This window comes from Escherichia sp. MOD1-EC5950 (genome assembly GCF_002965345.1).
Taxonomy (GTDB): domain Bacteria; phylum Pseudomonadota; class Gammaproteobacteria; order Enterobacterales; family Enterobacteriaceae; genus Escherichia; species Escherichia marmotae.
The window spans coordinates 55,346-72,847 of the sequence record NZ_PTSR01000020.1; the positions used below are offsets into that span (position 1 = coordinate 55,346).

At 51.6% G+C, this 17,502-nt stretch carries 16 protein-coding genes and 2 pseudogenes; 8 read left to right on the forward strand and 10 right to left on the reverse strand.

Annotation, left to right across the window (positions count from 1 at the left end; genetic code table 11):
• Positions 1-25: 25 nt before the first annotated feature.
• Positions 26-526 (reverse strand): cell-envelope stress modulator CpxP, encoded by a 501-nt coding sequence (gene cpxP, locus BEA93_RS17670; RefSeq protein WP_001517491.1) that lies wholly within the window; start codon positions 524-526, stop codon positions 26-28.
• Between the two features lie 149 nt (positions 527-675).
• Between cpxP and cpxR the strand changes: the two genes are divergently transcribed.
• Positions 676-1,374, forward strand: a complete 699-nt coding sequence (gene cpxR, locus BEA93_RS17675; protein ID WP_001033718.1) for an envelope stress response regulator transcription factor CpxR — start codon at positions 676-678, stop codon at positions 1,372-1,374.
• Positions 1,371-2,744, forward strand: a complete 1,374-nt coding sequence (cpxA, locus tag BEA93_RS17680; protein WP_000580416.1) for an envelope stress sensor histidine kinase CpxA — start codon at positions 1,371-1,373, stop codon at positions 2,742-2,744. The genes cpxR and cpxA overlap by 4 nt, the downstream gene beginning before the upstream one ends.
• Positions 2,745-2,858: 114 nt before the next feature.
• On the opposite strand, the gene yiiM is transcribed toward cpxA, so the two are convergent.
• Complete coding sequence (gene yiiM, locus BEA93_RS17685) at positions 2,859-3,533, reverse strand: 6-hydroxyaminopurine reductase (protein WP_001270231.1); 675 nt, start codon at positions 3,531-3,533, stop codon at positions 2,859-2,861.
• A 152-nt stretch (positions 3,534-3,685) separates the two neighbouring features.
• Here yiiM and BEA93_RS17690 point away from each other — a divergent pair, with 152 nt between their 5' ends.
• Entirely contained in the window at positions 3,686-4,576 is an 891-nt protein-coding gene (locus BEA93_RS17690) for a dihydrodipicolinate synthase family protein (RefSeq protein ID WP_000139749.1), read from the forward strand.
• A gap of 57 nt (positions 4,577-4,633) precedes the next feature.
• On the opposite strand, the gene kdgT is transcribed toward BEA93_RS17690, so the two are convergent.
• Together kdgT and sodA are read right to left on the reverse strand one after the other, a co-directional pair.
• A complete protein-coding gene (kdgT, locus tag BEA93_RS17695) occupies positions 4,634-5,617 on the reverse strand; it encodes a 2-keto-3-deoxygluconate transporter (protein WP_010376485.1) in 984 nt (327 codons plus the stop codon).
• 259 nt (positions 5,618-5,876) lie between these two features.
• Positions 5,877-6,497: a superoxide dismutase [Mn] gene (gene sodA, locus BEA93_RS17705; protein WP_010350891.1), complete on the reverse strand. Its 621-nt coding sequence runs from the start codon at positions 6,495-6,497 to the stop codon at positions 5,877-5,879.
• A gap of 284 nt (positions 6,498-6,781) precedes the next feature.
• On the opposite strand from sodA, the gene rhaT reads away from it, so the two are divergent.
• A complete protein-coding gene (rhaT, locus tag BEA93_RS17710; protein WP_001517487.1) occupies positions 6,782-7,816 on the forward strand; it encodes an L-rhamnose/proton symporter RhaT in 1,035 nt (344 codons plus the stop codon).
• On the opposite strand, the gene rhaR is transcribed toward rhaT, so the two are convergent.
• Together rhaR and rhaS are read right to left on the reverse strand one after the other, a co-directional pair.
• Positions 7,813-8,661 carry an HTH-type transcriptional activator RhaR gene (rhaR, locus tag BEA93_RS17715; protein WP_001517486.1) on the reverse strand — a complete coding sequence of 283 codons (849 nt, stop codon included), beginning with the start codon at positions 8,659-8,661 and terminating at the stop codon, positions 7,813-7,815. The two genes, rhaT and rhaR, sit on opposite strands and share 4 nt — an antisense overlap.
• Positions 8,662-8,733: 72 nt before the next feature.
• On the reverse strand, positions 8,734-9,570 hold the full coding sequence (gene rhaS / locus BEA93_RS17720; RefSeq protein ID WP_001517485.1) for an HTH-type transcriptional activator RhaS: 837 nt from the start codon (positions 9,568-9,570) through the stop codon (positions 8,734-8,736).
• Between the two features lie 287 nt (positions 9,571-9,857).
• Here rhaS and rhaB point away from each other — a divergent pair, with 287 nt between their 5' ends.
• The 4 genes from rhaB (at position 9,858) to rhaM (ending at position 13,895) form a co-directional block, all read left to right on the forward strand.
• Complete coding sequence (gene rhaB, locus BEA93_RS17730; RefSeq protein WP_000144119.1) at positions 9,858-11,327, forward strand: rhamnulokinase; 1,470 nt, start codon at positions 9,858-9,860, stop codon at positions 11,325-11,327.
• Complete coding sequence (rhaA, locus tag BEA93_RS17735; RefSeq protein WP_001517483.1) at positions 11,324-12,583, forward strand: L-rhamnose isomerase; 1,260 nt, start codon at positions 11,324-11,326, stop codon at positions 12,581-12,583. Before rhaB ends, rhaA begins: the two co-directional genes overlap by 4 nt.
• A gap of 163 nt (positions 12,584-12,746) precedes the next feature.
• Complete coding sequence (rhaD, locus tag BEA93_RS17740; protein ID WP_105224821.1) at positions 12,747-13,571, forward strand: rhamnulose-1-phosphate aldolase; 825 nt, start codon at positions 12,747-12,749, stop codon at positions 13,569-13,571.
• Between the two features lie 9 nt (positions 13,572-13,580).
• Positions 13,581-13,895, forward strand: a complete 315-nt coding sequence (gene rhaM / locus BEA93_RS17745; RefSeq protein ID WP_000619483.1) for an L-rhamnose mutarotase — start codon at positions 13,581-13,583, stop codon at positions 13,893-13,895.
• A gap of 94 nt (positions 13,896-13,989) precedes the next feature.
• Here the strand turns inward: rhaM and BEA93_RS25770 are convergent.
• The 4 genes and pseudogenes from BEA93_RS25770 to yiaY form a co-directional block, all read right to left on the reverse strand.
• Positions 13,990-14,082: pseudogene (locus tag BEA93_RS25770) on the reverse strand (MipA/OmpV family protein); the annotation flags it as partial.
• Positions 14,063-14,260, reverse strand: a pseudogene (locus BEA93_RS17750) (type II toxin-antitoxin system HicB family antitoxin); the annotation flags it as partial. The pseudogenes BEA93_RS17750 and BEA93_RS25770, both read right to left, overlap by 20 nt.
• Before the next feature lie 361 nt (positions 14,261-14,621).
• On the reverse strand, positions 14,622-16,160 hold the full coding sequence (aldB, locus tag BEA93_RS17755; RefSeq protein WP_105224822.1) for an aldehyde dehydrogenase AldB: 1,539 nt from the start codon (positions 16,158-16,160) through the stop codon (positions 14,622-14,624).
• Between the two features lie 165 nt (positions 16,161-16,325).
• Positions 16,326-17,477: an L-threonine dehydrogenase gene (yiaY, locus tag BEA93_RS17760; RefSeq protein ID WP_105224823.1), complete on the reverse strand. Its 1,152-nt coding sequence runs from the start codon at positions 17,475-17,477 to the stop codon at positions 16,326-16,328.
• Positions 17,478-17,502 lie beyond the last annotated feature (25 nt).

Here is a 17,502-nt window from a genome sequence, read left to right on the forward strand (position 1 = left end):
TCTATGGCAAGGAAAACAGGGTTTACTACTGGGAACGTGAGTTGCTACTACTCAATAGCTTCAACGATGAACTTTTTTGCCATTGCGTCACGTCGCGCAACTGCTCCATTCGCTGTTGATGTTTCTCGTTTAAAACCGCTTGCTGCTCCGGCGTTAACAGGTGATACATTTGGTTGCGGACTTTAGCCATCTCAACCTGGCGAGCGATCTGCTCTTTCGCCATTTTTTCTGCCTGAGCGCGCACAGCGTTTTCATCAAAATTTTCTGCGGTGACAAGGCGATGCATTGTCTCCACTTCGCTAACATTAACAGGAGGCTGTTCGTGCCGGGCCTGTTGCATAAGATCTCGCATCTGCTGACGCTGATGTTCGGTTAAACTTATGCCGTCGAACATATGGCTCTGCGTACTGCGCTGCGCAAGTTCTTCGCCCGGATGCCAGTTATCGCCTGAACCGACTTCAGCAGCGTGGCTTAGTGAACTGACTGCCAGCGTTGAGGCCATGACGGCAACGGTAACTATGCGCATCATTTGCTCCCAAAATCTTTCTGTCGCGATTCAACGATAGAGAGTTTACGATTCAGGCTGCAAACATGCGTCAGGGGGTGTAAAACAACGTAAAGTCATGGATTAGCGACGTCTGATGACGTAATTTCTGCCTCGGAGGTAATTAAAGAATGAATAAAATCTTGTTAGTTGATGATGACCGAGAGCTAACGTCCCTGTTAAAGGAACTGCTCGAGATGGAAGGTTTCGACGTGATTGTTGCCCATGATGGAGAACAGGCGCTTGATCTTCTGGACGACAGCATTGATTTACTTTTGCTTGATGTGATGATGCCGAAGAAAAATGGTATCGATACATTGAAGGCACTTCGCCAGACACACCAGACGCCTGTCATTATGTTAACAGCGCGCGGCAGTGAACTTGATCGCGTTCTTGGCCTTGAGCTGGGCGCGGATGACTATCTCCCGAAACCGTTTAATGATCGTGAGCTGGTTGCACGTATTCGCGCGATCCTGCGCCGTTCGCACTGGAGCGAGCAACAGCAAAATAGCGACAACGGTTCACCGACGCTGGAAGTAGATGCGTTAGTGCTGAATCCAGGTCGTCAGGAAGCCAGCTTCGACGGACAAACGCTGGAGTTAACCGGTACTGAATTTACCCTGCTCTATTTGCTGGCGCAGCATCTGGGCCAGGTAGTTTCTCGTGAGCATTTAAGCCAGGAAGTGCTGGGCAAACGCCTGACGCCTTTCGACCGTGCTATCGATATGCACATCTCCAACCTGCGCCGTAAGCTGCCGGATCGCAAAGACGGGCATCCGTGGTTTAAAACGTTGCGTGGTCGCGGCTATCTGATGGTTTCTGCTTCATGATAGGCAGTTTAACCGCGCGCATCTTCGCCATCTTCTGGCTGACGCTGGCGCTGGTGTTGATGCTGGTTTTGATGTTACCCAAGCTCGATTCACGCCAGATGACCGAGCTTCTGGATAGCGAACAGCGTCAGGGGCTGATGATTGAGCAGCATGTCGAAGCGGAACTGGCGAACGATCCCCCCAACGATTTAATGTGGTGGCGTCGCCTGTTCCGTGCCATTGATAAATGGGCACCACCTGGTCAGCGTTTATTACTGGTAACCACCGAAGGCCGCGTGATCGGTGCTGAACGCAGCGAAATGCAGATCATTCGCAACTTTATTGGTCAGGCGGATAACGCCGATCACCCGCAGAAGAAAAAGTATGGTCGCGTGGAACTGGTCGGGCCGTTCTCTGTGCGCGACGGTGAAGATAATTACCAGCTCTATCTGATTCGCCCGGCCAGCAGTTCTCAATCCGATTTCATCAACTTACTGTTTGACCGCCCGCTATTACTGTTAATTGTCACCATGTTGGTCAGTACGCCGTTGCTGTTGTGGTTGGCCTGGAGTCTGGCAAAACCGGCGCGCAAGCTGAAAAACGCTGCCGATGAAGTCGCTCAGGGGAACTTACGTCAGCACCCGGAACTGGAAGCGGGGCCACAAGAATTTCTTGCCGCAGGTGCCAGTTTTAACCAGATGGTGACTGCGCTGGAACGCATGATGACCTCCCAGCAGCGCCTGCTTTCTGATATCTCTCACGAGCTGCGCACGCCGCTGACGCGTCTGCAACTGGGTACGGCGTTACTACGCCGTCGTAGTGGCGAAAGTAAGGAACTGGAGCGCATTGAAACCGAAGCGCAACGTCTGGACAGCATGATCAACGACCTGTTGGTGATGTCACGTAATCAGCAGAAAAACGCGCTGGTAAGCGAGACCATCAAAGCCAACCAGTTGTGGAGCGAAGTGCTGGATAACGCAGCGTTCGAAGCGGAGCAGATGGGCAAGTCGTTTACCGTTAACTTCCCGCCAGGGCCGTGGCCGCTGTACGGCAACCCAAATGCCCTGGAAAGTGCGCTGGAAAACATTGTCCGTAATGCCCTGCGTTATTCCCATACGAAGATTGAAGTGGGCTTCGCGGTAGATAAAGACGGTATCACCATTACGGTGGATGACGATGGTCCTGGCGTTAGCCCGGAAGATCGCGAACAGATTTTCCGTCCGTTTTATCGCACCGATGAAGCGCGCGATCGTGAATCTGGCGGTACGGGTCTGGGGCTGGCGATTGTCGAAACCGCCATCCAGCAGCACCGTGGTTGGGTGAAAGCTGAAGACAGTCCGCTGGGCGGTTTACGGCTGGTAATTTGGCTGCCGCTGTATAAGCGGAGCTAAACACCGCGCAGGGCAGCTTTTATAAGCCGGATAAGGCGTTTACGCCGCATCCGGCATTTGAGCGGATGCCTGATGCGACGCTGGTTGCGTCTTATCAGGCCTACTCTCCGCTTTTTATTTTCCCCACAAACGCCGCGAAAAATCTTCAATCTTGCCGCTAAGTCGGCGCTTCTGCATCGTCCGCGTCCAGCTTTTCGACAGCCCGGCAGCGGAGAGTAAACGGTGATACTGCTCATCATCAAACGGCATATGCCACGCAATGGCTATTGCCTCCTGCACGGTGACATCACTGACGCGGGAAACCAACTCCAGCGGCGCATCTGCAGATATCAACCCCGGCGCAATCACGCTATATAACCAGCCAGTTTTTCCGGCATTTTGCATCAACTGCGCCATATCGCTGATGTCAAAATGATAATTGAGTTTAAAGCACGGTGACCGCGGTTGGGTAACCTGAATCAAAGCCTCGCCCCAGCGGAAAATATCGCCAATATAAACATTGCTTTCCGTCAGACCGTCGGTTGAGAGGTTTTCACCAAACGCAGGCGCAACAAACAAATCCGCCTGTTCCGGAAATTCCCGCGCCCAATAAAGATAATGTTCACGAGGATAGTGACACAGCGCTCTGTCTGGTCCGCCATGAATTTTCTTCTCTGCCTGCTCGTCACCTTCCAGCCCCAGCTCTGTCAACATCAACTCGCCATCGACCTGGATTTTCGCAATCGCACTTGGACGGCTTTCCGGATATTCCCGAACCTTGCCTGCGTATACATCAACTGGATATCGCATCTGTTCCCTCTCCACCGAGAAATTTCCCCATTAGACCATATTTATTTTACGTCAGGCGCGCAAAATGAGAGCACGGTTCACATGATGACGCCTTAGAAATGTTATCAATGAGATGAATTTGAAACGCCATTTCATTATAAGGAGTGTTCAACGTGACCGAGCAAACACAGTTTTCTGGCGTCTGGTGTCCTTCCATTACGCCAATGGATAAAGACGGTAATGTGGATCTTAACGGGCTGAAGCGACATCTGCAGCGATTAACGGAAGCCAACATTGATGTGATATTGCTGATGGGCAGCATTGGTGAATTTGCCTCTTTCACCCTCGAAGAGAGACTCATGCTTATCCGCGAGGCGCGTACCATGAGCACATTAAAAATGGTCGCTAACGTTTCTTCCACCTGCACTCACGATGTACTGGTGATGGCACAAGAAGCGTATCGCACAGGCTATGATGCAGTGATGATCCTGCCGCCTTACTACTACGGCCAGACGGCGAAGCAATTATTAAGCTATTTCCGCCATCTGGGTCGCGAGTTACGGGGAAAATGGTTCGCATATAACTTCCCGGCGCGGACCGGTTGTGATTTAACCCCAGACCTGGTCGCCACGCTGGCGAGTGAATTTCCTCACTTTGCCGGGATTAAAGACACTGTCGATTGCCAGTCACACACCCGCAGCATGATTCAGGCAACACAGTCTGTTCGTTCTGATTTTGCTGTACTTTCGGGCTATGACGAGTATTACATTCCTAATCTGCTAGCCGGTGGCGCGGGGATAATATCCGGCCTGAACAACGTTATGCCGGAACTGTTTGTCGAAGCCCGTGAAGCCTTCAAACGCGGCGACCTGGCGGCTTTACAAGAGATTCAGCAACAGATTGGCACTTATATGTCCATCTACGCCATTGGTGAGGATTTTGTCACTACTATCAAGACGGTGGTATCGCGTAAGTTTGGTTATTGCACTGGAGTATCACGCAATGCGGGTGGCGAGTTAAGCGAAAGTGAATGTCGAACAATTGACGAGGTCTTTGTCAGATAACGCAAGAAGCCGGATGACGACAAACCATCCGGCCCCTTGATTTAAATGGATGGGGGATTATTTCACCGCACCTAATATTTCGATCTTCGCCACTCTGGCTTTAACTTTACGCGACCAGACAGAAGTCAAAATCGGCACCAGAATCGAAGTCACAATCACCGACGTTGCCACCAGTGAGGTTGCTGCTGGAGCCATAGGTTTAAAGGCCGGGATCATTTCTGCAATCAGTACCGGCGTAGCCACCGCAGCACCGGCAGAACTGGAAGCCGCAATTCCGGCAGTACCATCGCCACCACCAATCAACTTATCAGCAATAATCAATGGAATACCGGTCACGACAATCACCGCCACACCCAGCAAGATCCCCAGCAAACCAGTCTGAGCAATCACGGTTAAATCAATGGTATTGCCCAATGCAAAGGCAAAGAACGGGATCAGCGTCTGGACTGCTTTGCTGAAAAATTCTCGCAACTCAGGGTCAAGGTTCCCTAACGCAAAGCCTACGAGGAACGGTAATACCGCACCGACAAAAACATGCGGTTCGAACGAGGCAATTCCGGCGGTTCCCAGAATAATCATCGTCATGAGCGGCCCGGACTCCAGCGACATCAACACAAACGCTCCGGCCTCTTCTTTGGTGCCATACTGTTGCATGATCGAAGCGTAAAGCCCGCCGTTGGTCATATCCATTGCCGCCACCAGCGCCAGCGTTGAAAGTCCGGCAAAGAATCCGACTTCAACGCCATGTTCGGGAATAATGCGCGAGGCAATTGCCGCAACCACCCATGCAACAGCAATTTTGGTTACCACCAACGTGCCGGATTTACGCAACACCGTTCCCGTCGCGCTTAATTTGATCGACGCCCCCATGCAGAAAAACCACACCGCCAGAATCGGCACCGTGCCGGTAATCATCCCGTTAGTGAATGAGCCAAAGTATTTTCCCGCCCCTGGCGAGAAGGTGTGACACAGTGCGCCAAGGAACAACGGGATGAGCATCATCCCCCCTGGGATTTTCTCTATCGTGCGTTTTATCTGCATTTTCATCACCTATCGGCATATTTTTATAGGCTGATGCATACATCCTTCACGGTGCATCAGTGTTGATGGAAACGAAGATAGACATTCAACAGAGCAATAAAAGTGATCAAAACCACACCAATTGAAACGTTGTTTTATTTTTATAGGATCATTGTTTTTATTTTGAAATTGATCACAAAAAAACCACCGCTATCTGCGATGGTTTGTTTTTTATGCTGGCAAATGGCGTTAACGCCTCATTGCAGCAGGCAATATGCGATTATTTTTTCGCGGCGAAACGTGCCGCTGCTTCGTCCCAGTTCACCACGTTCCAGAACTCTTTAATGTAGTCCGGACGGCGGTTCTGGAATTTCAGGTAGTAAGCGTGTTCCCACACATCCAGACCCAGAACAGGGAAGCCGGAAGCGCCAGAGATAGCTTCGCCCATCAGCGGGGAGTCCTGGTTAGCAGTAGAAACCACCGCCAGTTTATCGCCTTTCAGCACCAGCCATGCCCAGCCGGAACCAAAGCGGGAAGCTGCCGCTTTCTCAAATTCTGCTTTGAAGTTATCAACGGAACCGAAATCACGTTCGATAGCCGCTTTCAGATCGCCCTGCAGGGTGGTGCCTTTTTTCAGGCCTTTCCAGAACAGGCTGTGGTTAGCATGGCCGCCTGCGTTGTTGCGCAAAACGGTTTTCTTGTCTGCTGGCAGTTGATCCAGCTTAGTGATCAACTCTTCAACCGGCAGGTTGGCAAATTCTGGCAGGCTTTCCAGCGCCGCGTTAGCGTTGTTGACGTAGGCCTGATGGTGTTTGGTGTGGTGGATTTCCATGGTCTGCTTATCGAAGTGCGGTTCCAGGGCATCGTAAGCATACGGCAGGGATGGCAGGGTGTAGCTCATATTCATCTCCAGTATTGTCGGGCGGCCGATTGTTAATGCCGCGTAAGCAGTTGGTTCATTATAGTTAATTAAATGATATTGAAAATGATTATCAATGCCGTACTTTTCGTAAGGATATGGTTTTGCAGGAAAATGCCAGAGATGTGAGCCAAATCACCCACTTAATGCCGTGATTGCCAGTAAATCGGCAACGGCGGCAACAGGCGAAAGGTTAATCGACTGCACGATTTTTACACTCATCTCGTCGGAGATGTGACGCGACGAAAAATGATGAGGATAAGAAAATGAGTAACGCGATTACGATGGGGATTTTTTGGCATTTGATCGGCGCGGCCAGTGCAGCCTGTTTTTACGCTCCGTTCAAAAAAGTAAAAAAATGGTCATGGGAAACCATGTGGTCAGTCGGTGGAATTGTCTCGTGGATTATTCTGCCGTGGGCTATCAGCGCCATGCTACTACCTGATTTCTGGGCATATTATAGCTCGTTCAGCCTCTCTACCTTGCTGCCGGTATTTTTGTTTGGCGCAATGTGGGGGATTGGTAATATCAACTACGGCCTGACCATGCGTTATCTCGGCATGTCGATGGGGATAGGTATCGCCATTGGCATTACGTTGATCGTCGGTACACTGATGACGCCAATTATCAACGGCAATTTCGATGTGTTAATTAATACCGACGGTGGGCGAATGACGTTGCTCGGCGTGCTGGTAGCGCTGATTGGCGTGGGAATTGTGACCCGCGCCGGGCAATTGAAAGAGCGCAAAATGGGCATTAAAGCCGAAGAGTTCAACCTGAAAAAAGGGCTGGTACTGGCGGTGATGTGCGGCATTTTCTCTGCAGGGATGTCCTTTGCGATGAACGCCGCAAAACCAATGCATGAAGCGGCTGCCGCGTTGGGTGTTGATCCATTGTATGTCGCTCTGCCAAGCTATGTTGTCATCATGGGCGGCGGCGCGATTATTAACCTCGGTTTCTGTTTTATTCGTCTGGCAAAAGTGAAAGATTTGTCGCTAAAAGCCGACTTCTCGCTGGCAAAACCGCTGATCATTCACAACATATTGCTCTCGGCGCTGGGCGGTTTGATGTGGTATCTGCAATTCTTTTTCTATGCCTGGGGTCACGCCCGCATTCCGGCGCAATATGACTACATCAGTTGGATGCTGCATATGAGTTTCTACGTTCTGTGCGGCGGTATCGTCGGTCTGGTTCTGAAAGAGTGGAACAATGCGGGTCGCCGTCCGGTAACGGTGTTGAGCCTCGGCTGTGTGGTGATTATTGTCGCCGCCAACATCGTTGGTATGGGCATGGCGAATTAATCTTTCTGGGAACAGAGATGACGCCACTGGCTGGGCGTCATCCCGGTTTCCCGGGTAAACACCACCGAAAAGTAGTTGCTGTCTTCAAAGCCACATTCTGTCGAGATATCACTGATTAACAGGCGGCTATGCTGGAGAAGATATTGCGCATGGCACACTCTGACCTGCCGCAGATATTGATTGATGGTCATGCCGGTCTGCTGGCGAAATTGCTGACGCAGGACGCGTTCACTGCACGATGCCTCATCACAAAATTTATCCAGCGCAAAGGGACTTTTCAGGCTGGCCGCCAGCCGGGTAATCAGCTTATCCAGCAACGTTTCGCTGGATGTTGGCGGCAACGAATCACTGGTGTAACGATGACGCTTCAAAAGCATCACCAACTGCCCAAACAGTAACTCCGCCATCTCGTTGGCGAACGGTGCATGCTGACTGCTTTCGTGCTCAAGCTGACCGATAACCTGCCGCGCCTGTGCCATGCCTACGCTACCTAAACGCCAGTGTGATTGTCCTGCGCTGGCGTTAAATCCCGGAATCGCCCCCTGCCAGTCAAGACTAAGCGTCAGTCGCTCCGGACAATAAATAATGTTCTGCAACACCAGATCGTTAACGGAAGCGTAGGAGTGTTTATCATCAGCGTGAATATAAAAGAGATCGCCACGGGTAATGCGATAAGGGCGATCGTTGAGCACATGCAGACCATTACCGCGCCAGACGATCACCAGTTCACAAAAATCATGTGTATGTTCGGCAAAGACATCCTGCGGATAACGGTCAGCAACAGCGACCGCCTGCTGTTCGCTGGCAAAAAAATCTTTTTTGCGAAGGATTAACTGATGAACCACCGTGCCACCTCAGCCAGAAAACGCATTTGATTATTCATAATCTGGCGTGGAAATACGTTGAGAAGATTCGCGTTATTGCAGAAAACCATCCCGCCCCTGGCGAATATCACGCGGTGACCAGTTAAACTCACGGCGAAACAGCGTCGAAAAGTGGTTACTGTCGCTGAATCCGCAGCGATATGCGATTTCGGTCACGCTGGCCTCGCTATGACGTAACAGATGACGCGCCTTCACCAACCGTAAACGGTTAAGGTAACGCTGGGGAGTCAAACCGGTTTGCTGTTTTAGCTGACGATGCAAAGTGCGTAGTGACAGAGAAAACTTATCCGCCACCGTTTCCCAATTCACCTCGTCGGCAAAATGCTCCTCCAGCCAGGCCAGGAGCAAGTTCAGACGTGATTCACGACTTTCCATACTCTCCTGCAAACTGTTTTTGCGCAGCAAGAGCAGTAATTGCATAAACAAAATCTCGCGACTGGCTTTCGAGGGTAAATCACTCGCCCTTTCATGCTGTTCCAGTTGCGAAACCAGTTGCCGCACCTGCTGCAATACGCTTTGGCTCACGCGCCAGTGAGACGGATATTGCCCGTCCAGCTCTTGCGGAAGAAGCTGATGCAGCCCGGCGAGAAACTGAAATCGATCCGGTGAGCGATACAGCACATTGGTCAAACACAGATTGTCCGTATGTTCGTATAAATGCCGATCATGATCGCGCACGAAGCAGATTGTGCCACCGGAGATGGTATAAGGCTGCCCATTGAAAATGTGGATACCCGTGCCATATTCAACAATCACAATCTCATGAAAATCATGGTGATGCTCAGGGAAATCAGCTTGCGGAAGCCGGGGTTCTATCGCCACGGACGCGTGACCAGACGGAAAAAAATCCACACTTTGTAATACGGTCATACTGGCCTCCTGATGTCATCAACATGGCGGAATAGTAATCAAGCGGTTTGGTTCTTACCTTAAATTTTTGACGGCAAAACTCGTAAAAAATGTCGATTTTTCAAGATACAGCGTGAATTTTCAGGAAATGCGGCAAACATCACACCACCACAATTCAGAAAATTGTGAACGCTATCACGTTCATCTTTCCCTGGTTGCCAGTGGTGTATTTTCCTGTCAGTAACAAGAAGGTAGCGAACTCGGGCGCTTTTTAGACTGGTCGTAATGAAATTCAGCAGGATCACATTATGACCTTTCGCAATTGTGTCGCCGTCGATCTCGGCGCATCCAGTGGGCGCGTGATGCTGGCGCGTTACTCCCGTGAATGTCGCAGCCTGACGCTGCGTGAAATCCACCGATTTAACAATGGACTGCATAACCGGAACGGCTATGTCACCTGGGATGTGGATAGCCTGGAGAGCGCCATTCGCCTTGGGCTAAACAAGGTTTGTGAGGAAGGGATTCGTATCGATAGCATCGGTATTGATACCTGGGGCGTGGACTATGTACTACTCGACCAACACGGTCAGCGCGTGGGTCTACCTGTTGCTTATCGAGATAGCCGCACCAGTGGTCTGATGGCGCTGGCACAACAGCAATATGGAAAGCGCGATATTTATCAGCGTAGCGGCATTCAGTTTTTGCCCTTCAATACGATCTATCAGCTACGTGCGCTGACAGAGCAACAACCCGAACTTATTCCACACATTGCTCACGCTCTGCTAATGCCGGATTACTTTAGTTATCGCCTGACCGGCAAGATGAACTGGGAGTACACAAACGCCACCACCACGCAACTGGTCAATATCAATAGCGATGACTGGGATGACTCCCTGCTGGCGTGGAGCGGTGCCAACAAAGCCTGGTTTGGCCGCCCGACGCATCCGGGCAATGTCATTGGTCACTGGATTTGTCCGCAGGGTAATGAAATTCCTGTGGTCGCCGTTGCCAGCCATGACACCGCCAGCGCGGTTATCGCTTCGCCGTTAAACGGATCACGCGCCGCTTACCTCTCCTCCGGAACCTGGTCATTGATGGGCTTCGAAAGCCAGACGCCATTCACCAATGATGCGGCGCTGGCAGCCAACATCACCAATGAAGGTGGTGCGGAAGGTCGCTATCGGGTGCTGAAAAATATTATGGGCTTATGGCTGCTTCAGCGGGTGCTTCAGGAGCGGCAAATCAACGATCTCCCGGCACTTATCGCTACGACACAGGCGCTTCCGGCCTGCCGCTTCATCATCAATCCCAATGACGATCGCTTTATTAATCCTGACGCGATGTGCAGCGAAATTCAGGCTGCGTGTCGGGAAACGGCGCAACCGATCCCAGAAAGTGATGCTGAACTGGCGCGCTGTATTTTCGACAGTCTGGCAGTGCTGTATGCCGATGTGCTGCATGAACTGGCACAGCTACGCGGTGAAGATTTCTCGCAACTGCATATTGTCGGCGGCGGCAGCCAAAACGCACTACTCAACCAGTTGTGCGCCGATGCCTGCGGTACTCGGGTGATCGCCGGGCCTGTAGAAGCTTCAACGCTCGGCAATATCGGCATCCAGTTAATGGCGCTGGATGAACTCAACAATGTGGATGATTTCCGTCAGGTGGTAAGCGCCACTGCGAATCTGACCACCTTTACCCCTAATCCTGACAGTGAAATTGCCCACTATGTGGCGCAGTTTCGCTCTACACGACAGACTAAGGAGCTTTGCGCATGACCACTCAACTGGAACAGGCCTGGGAACTGGCGAAACAGCGTTTCGCGGCGGTAGGGATTGATGTCGAGGAGGCACTGCGCCAACTTGATCGCTTACCCGTTTCAATGCACTGCTGGCAGGGCGATGATGTTTCTGGTTTTGAAAACCCGGAAGGTTCGCTGACTGGAGGGATTCAGGCCACCGGCAACTACCCGGGAAAAGCGCGCAATGCCGAAGAGCTGCGTGCCGATTTGGAACAGGCTATGCGGCTGATTCCGGGGCCGAAACGGCTTAATTTACATGCGATCTATCTGGAGTCAGACACGCCAGTCTCGCGTGACCAAATCAAACCTGAACACTTCAAAAACTGGGTTGAATGGGCGAAAGCTAATCAACTCGGTCTGGATTTTAACCCTTCCTGTTTCTCGCATCCGCTAAGCGCCGATGGCTTTACGCTCTCACATGCCGACGACCGCATTCGCCAGTTCTGGATTGATCACTGTAAGGCCAGCCGCCGCGTTTCGGCCTATTTTGGCGAACAACTCGGCACGCCATCAGTGATGAACATCTGGATCCCGGATGGCATGAAAGATATCACCATTGACCGCCTTGCCCCGCGCCAGCGTTTGCTGGCAGCACTGGATGAAGTGATCAGCGAAAAGCTGGATCCGGCGCACCATATCGACGCCGTAGAGAGCAAATTGTTTGGTATTGGCGCGGAGAGCTATACGGTTGGCTCTAATGAGTTTTATATGGGTTATGCCACCAGCCGCCAGACTGCGCTGTGCCTGGATGCCGGACACTTCCACCCGACTGAAGTCATTTCCGACAAGATTTCCGCCGCCATGTTGTATGTGCCGCAGTTGCTGCTGCACGTCAGCCGCCCGGTACGCTGGGACAGCGATCACGTCGTGCTGCTGGATGATGAAACCCAGGCGATCGCCAGCGAGATCGTCCGTCATGACCTGTTTGACCGGGTACATATCGGCCTCGACTTCTTTGATGCCTCCATCAACCGCATTGCCGCATGGGTCATTGGTACACGCAATATGAAAAAAGCTCTGCTGCGTGCGTTGTTAGAACCGACAGCCGAACTGCGCAAGCTGGAAGCGGCGGGCGATTACACCGCGCGACTGGCGTTGCTGGAAGAGCAGAAATCGTTGCCGTGGCAGGCGGTATGGGAAATGTATTGCCAGCGTCATGATACGCCAGTGGGTAGCGAGTGGCTGGAAAGCGTGCGGGCTTATGAAAACACGATTTTGCGTCAACGCGGGTAAATACCGCTGAATGCGGCACAAGTGACTTATCCGATCTACAGGTCAGCAACAGTTATATGCCTGATAAGACGTATCAGGCATTGAGTGCCGGATGCGGCACAGGTGCCTTATCCGGCCTACAGGTCGTGCATCCGACAACACCGAATTTACAGGAACACAGAACATGCAAAACATTACCCAGTCCTGGTTTGTCCAGGGAATGATCAAAGCCACCACCGATGCCTGGCTGAAAGGTTGGGACGAGCGCAACGGCGGCAACCTGACGCTGCGCCTGGATGACGCCGATATCGCGCCTTATCACGACAATTTCCATCCACAACCGCGCTATATCCCGCTCAGTCAGCCAATGCCTTTACTGGCAAATACACCGTTTATCGTCACCGGTTCCGGCAAATTCTTCCGTAACGTCCAGCTCGATCCCGCTGCCAATTTAGGCATCGTAAAAGTCGACAGTGACGGTGCGGGCTACCACATTCTCTGGGGGCTAACCAACGAAGCCGTTCCGACCTCCGAACTTCCGGCTCATTTCCTCTCCCACTGCGAACGCATTAAAACCACCAACGGTAAAGATCGGGTGATCATGCACTGCCATGCCACCAACCTCATCGCCCTCACCTATGTGCTGGAAAACGACACGGCGGTTTTCACCCGCCAACTGTGGGAAGGCAGCACCGAGTGCCTGGTGGTATTCCCGGATGGTGTCGGCATTCTGCCGTGGATGGTGCCAGGCACGGACGAAATCGGCCAGGCCACCGCGCAAGAAATGCAAAAACATTCACTGGTACTCTGGCCATTCCACGGCGTCTTCGGCAGCGGTACGACGCTGGACGAAGCGTTTGGCCTGATCGATACCGCAGAAAAATCGGCGGAAGTGTTGGTAAAAGTGTATTCGATGGGCGGCATGAAACAGACCATCGGTCGTGAGGAGTTGATAGCCCTCGGCAAACGTTTCGGCGTTACGCCACTGGCTAGCGCGCTGGCGCTGTAAGGAGTAAACATGATCCGCAAAGCCTTTGTTATGCAGGTAAACCCCGACGCCCACGACGAGTATCAACGTCGGCATAACCCGATCTGGCCGGAACTGGAAGCGGTATTGAAATCTCACGGCGCGCATAACTACGCTATCTATCTCGATAAAGCGCGAAATTTGCTGTTTGCCAGCGTGGAAATTGAATCTGAAGAACGCTGGAATGCGGTTGCCAGCACTGACGTTTGCCAACGTTGGTGGAAATATATGACTGACGTTATGCCCGCTAATCCGAATAACAGCCCGATCAGTAGCGAGCTACAAGAAGTGTTTTATCTGCCGTAATCCATTGCGGTGCCGGATACCCCTCCGACACCGTAATTACAACTGATTAATATAGATTTTGCTAACGCAATTTATCCAACATCTCCCTGGTCAATTAAAAACGCCAGCTCACACCAGTGACAAACATAAAACTCTCATAACGATCGATCATTGGGCTGTCGGTAATCTCGTCCGGCAGCTTCTGCCAGAAACGCACTTCTGCTGGCGTAATCAGGATGATTGCGCACGTAGGTATCAATCTTGTTCAGTAACCCTTTCGGCATTGTAATATTGATTCGTTCAGCCCGACCTTCGAACTGATTCATATTGATATCTACCAGCAGCCATTGCCCGCCAATAAAGTCCTGCACCCGCTGAGCCAGATGTTTTGGTAGCAATCACGATAGCGCGATTTATATAGGCCGTCAGGTGGATAAAGTTGACTCAGGAATGTCGCTCGGAAGAAGAATAATGGCGTGCAGTAACTTGTTGAAAAGATGCGAGGATACTCGCAATTTAGTTCAATAAATATTCAGCTATTCAAGACGTAAACATTTGAACCGATAAGACGCGCAAGCGTCGCAGATAGTGATAACGTGCGCGTTGCTTATGCCGGATGCGGCGTGAACGCCTTATCCGGCCTACAAAATCATGCAAATTCAATATATTGCATGAGCCATGTAGGCATGATAAGACGCGCAAGCGTCGCATCAGGCAATGAATACCCGATGCAACCCGTTTTTCACATCAGAACAGCCCCAACGGTTTATCCGAGTAGCTCACCAGCAGACACTTAGTTTGCTGATAATGCTCCAGCATCATCTTATGGGTTTCACGCCCAATACCCGACTGCTTGTAGCCGCCAAACGCCGCATGTGCCGGGTAAGCGTGATAACAGTTGGTCCACACGCGCCCAGCCTGAATGCCGCGCCCCATCTTATAGGCCAGATTGCCGTTACGACTCCAGACGCCTGCGCCCAGGCCATATGGCGTATCGTTGGCAATCTCCAGCGCCTCGTCCATCGTCTTAAATGTCGTCACCGCCAGCACCGGGCCAAAAATCTCTTCCTGGAAGACGCGCATATTATTCTGACCAAACAGGATCGTCGGTTCGAGGTAGTAGCCGTCTTTCAGTTCCCCTTCCAGTAGCTTACGCCGCCCGCCGGTAAGCACATCCGCACCCTCTTTTTTACCGATATCAATGTAATTGAGGATGGTTTCCAGTTGCCCGTGAGAAACCTGCGCGCCCATTTGCGTCACGCTGTCGAGCGGGTTACCGCTACGAATGCTTTCAACACGACGGATGGCGCGTTCCATAAAGCGTTCGTAGATAGACTCCTGCACTAAAGCACGACTCGGACAGGTACAGACTTCGCCCTGGTTGAAGGCGAACAATGCAAAGCCCTCCAGCGCCTTGTCGAAGAAAGCATCTTCTTCATCCATGACATCAGCAAAGAATATATTTGGCGACTTACCGCCCAGCTCCAGCGTCACCGGAATAATGTTCTGGGTAGCGTACTGCATAATCTGCTGACCGACTTCCGTTGAGCCGGTAAATGCCACTTTAGCAATGCGTTTTGAGGTCGCCAGATATTCGCCAATTTCGCCACCAGCGCCGTTGACCACGTTGACTACGCCTGGCGGCAGTAAATCACCCACGATTTCCATCAGCAGCAGCACCGAAAGTGGAGTGAGTCGCGCCGGTTTCAGCACCACACAGTTGCCCGCCGCCAGCGCCGGAGCCATTTTCCAACTCGCCATCAACAGCGGGAAGTTCCACGGGATAATTTGCCCCACCACACCTAACGGTTCGTGGAAGTGATAAGCCACGGTTTCGCTATCCACTTCACTGATCCCGCCTTCCTGCGCCCGAATACACGAAGCGAAATAGCGAAAATGGTCAATTGCCAGCGGCACATCGGCAGCACTGGTTTCACGAATGGGCTTGCCGTTATCCCAGGTTTCTGCCGTCGCCAACAGTTCCAGATTTTGCTCCATCCGATCGGCAATCTTAAACAGAATCGCCGCACGATCCTGCACCGAGGTATGCGCCCATTTATCTTTCGCTTTATGGGCTGCATCCAGCGCCAGATCAATATCGCGTTTGCCCGAAGACGCCACTTCGCACAGAAGCTGCCCGGTCACTGGCGTCAGGTTCTGGTAGTACTCGCCGTCGGCGGGCGCGACCCATTCGCCGCCGATAAAGTTGTCATAGCGGTTTTTTAACTTGAGGGGGAAACCATATTCGCCGGGCTTAATCTGTGCTGAAGGGGGATTGTTGGTCATGGTAGTCTCCTTGCTGTGTGAGGTATAACAAGGGTAGACATGGTTGGTGAAATCTTCGCCAGCCGGTGATAGCTTTACGACGGCAATCACAAATTTACGGGCAAGGATTACAGAGATAGTTGATAAAAAACGGCTGACAATTTGCCAGCCGTTACGGGAAGGTGATTACATCGCAGCGCGATAAATCGCCATAATTTCTTCGTGAGTTGCCTGAATCGGGTTAGTAAAACCGCAGGCGTCTTTCAGGGCATTGGTCGCCAGCACCGCAAAATCTTCCTCTTTTACGTTCAGGTCACGCAGACCCGCAGGGATATTCACTTTCTTCGCCAGTTCACGAATAGCGTTAATGCAGGCTTCTGCACCTTCCGCGTCGTTTTTACCCGTCACGTTCACGCCCATTGCCGCCGCGCAGTCACGCAGACGCGCACCGGCAACTTTGCTGTTGAACACCTGAACATGCGGCAGCAGAACGGCATTGCATACGCCGTGCGGCAGGTTGTAGAAACCGCCTAACTGGTGCGCCATCGCATGAACATACCCCAGAGAGGCATTGTTGAACGCCATACCCGCGAGGAACTGAGCGTAGGCCATTGCTTCACGCGCTTTAACGTTGCTGCCATCTTCTACTGCTACTGGCAGGTTTTCGGCAATCATGGTCACTGCTTTCAATGCGCAAGCGTCGGTGATCGGCGTTGCCGCAATAGAAACATACGCTTCGATGGCGTGCGTTAAGGCGTCCATCCCGGTAGCGGCAGTCAGTGATTTCGGCATACCGATCATCAGCGAGGAGTCATTGACAGAAAGCAGCGGAGTCACGTGTTTATCCACAATCGCCATTTTGATGTGACGCGCTTCGTCGGTGATGATGCAGAAACGGGTCATTTCAGACGCAGTGCCCGCAGTGGTATTGATGGCAATCATCGGCAACTGCGGTTTTGCAGAGCGATCAACGCCTTCGTAATCGCGAATATCACCACCGTTGGCTGCCACCAGCGCAATACCTTTTGCGCAGTCGTGCGGAGAACCACCACCTAAGGAAATCACGCTATCACAGTTATTTTCTTTTAGTAATTTCAAACCTGTCGCGACATTTTCCGTGGTTGGGTTCGGCTGGGTGCCATCATAAATAACGCTAAAAATATTGCGTTCTTCCAGTGCTTTTTGCACATCACCCGCCATGCCTAATTTCGTTAACATATTGTCAGTAACAATTAATGTACGGCGAAATCCATATTCTGCCATCATATTCATTGCATCATTCAATGAATCAGCACCGATGACATTCACTGAAGGAATAAAAAAGGTTGAAGCTGCCATAAAACACTCCTGGAAGAGTAAAAAG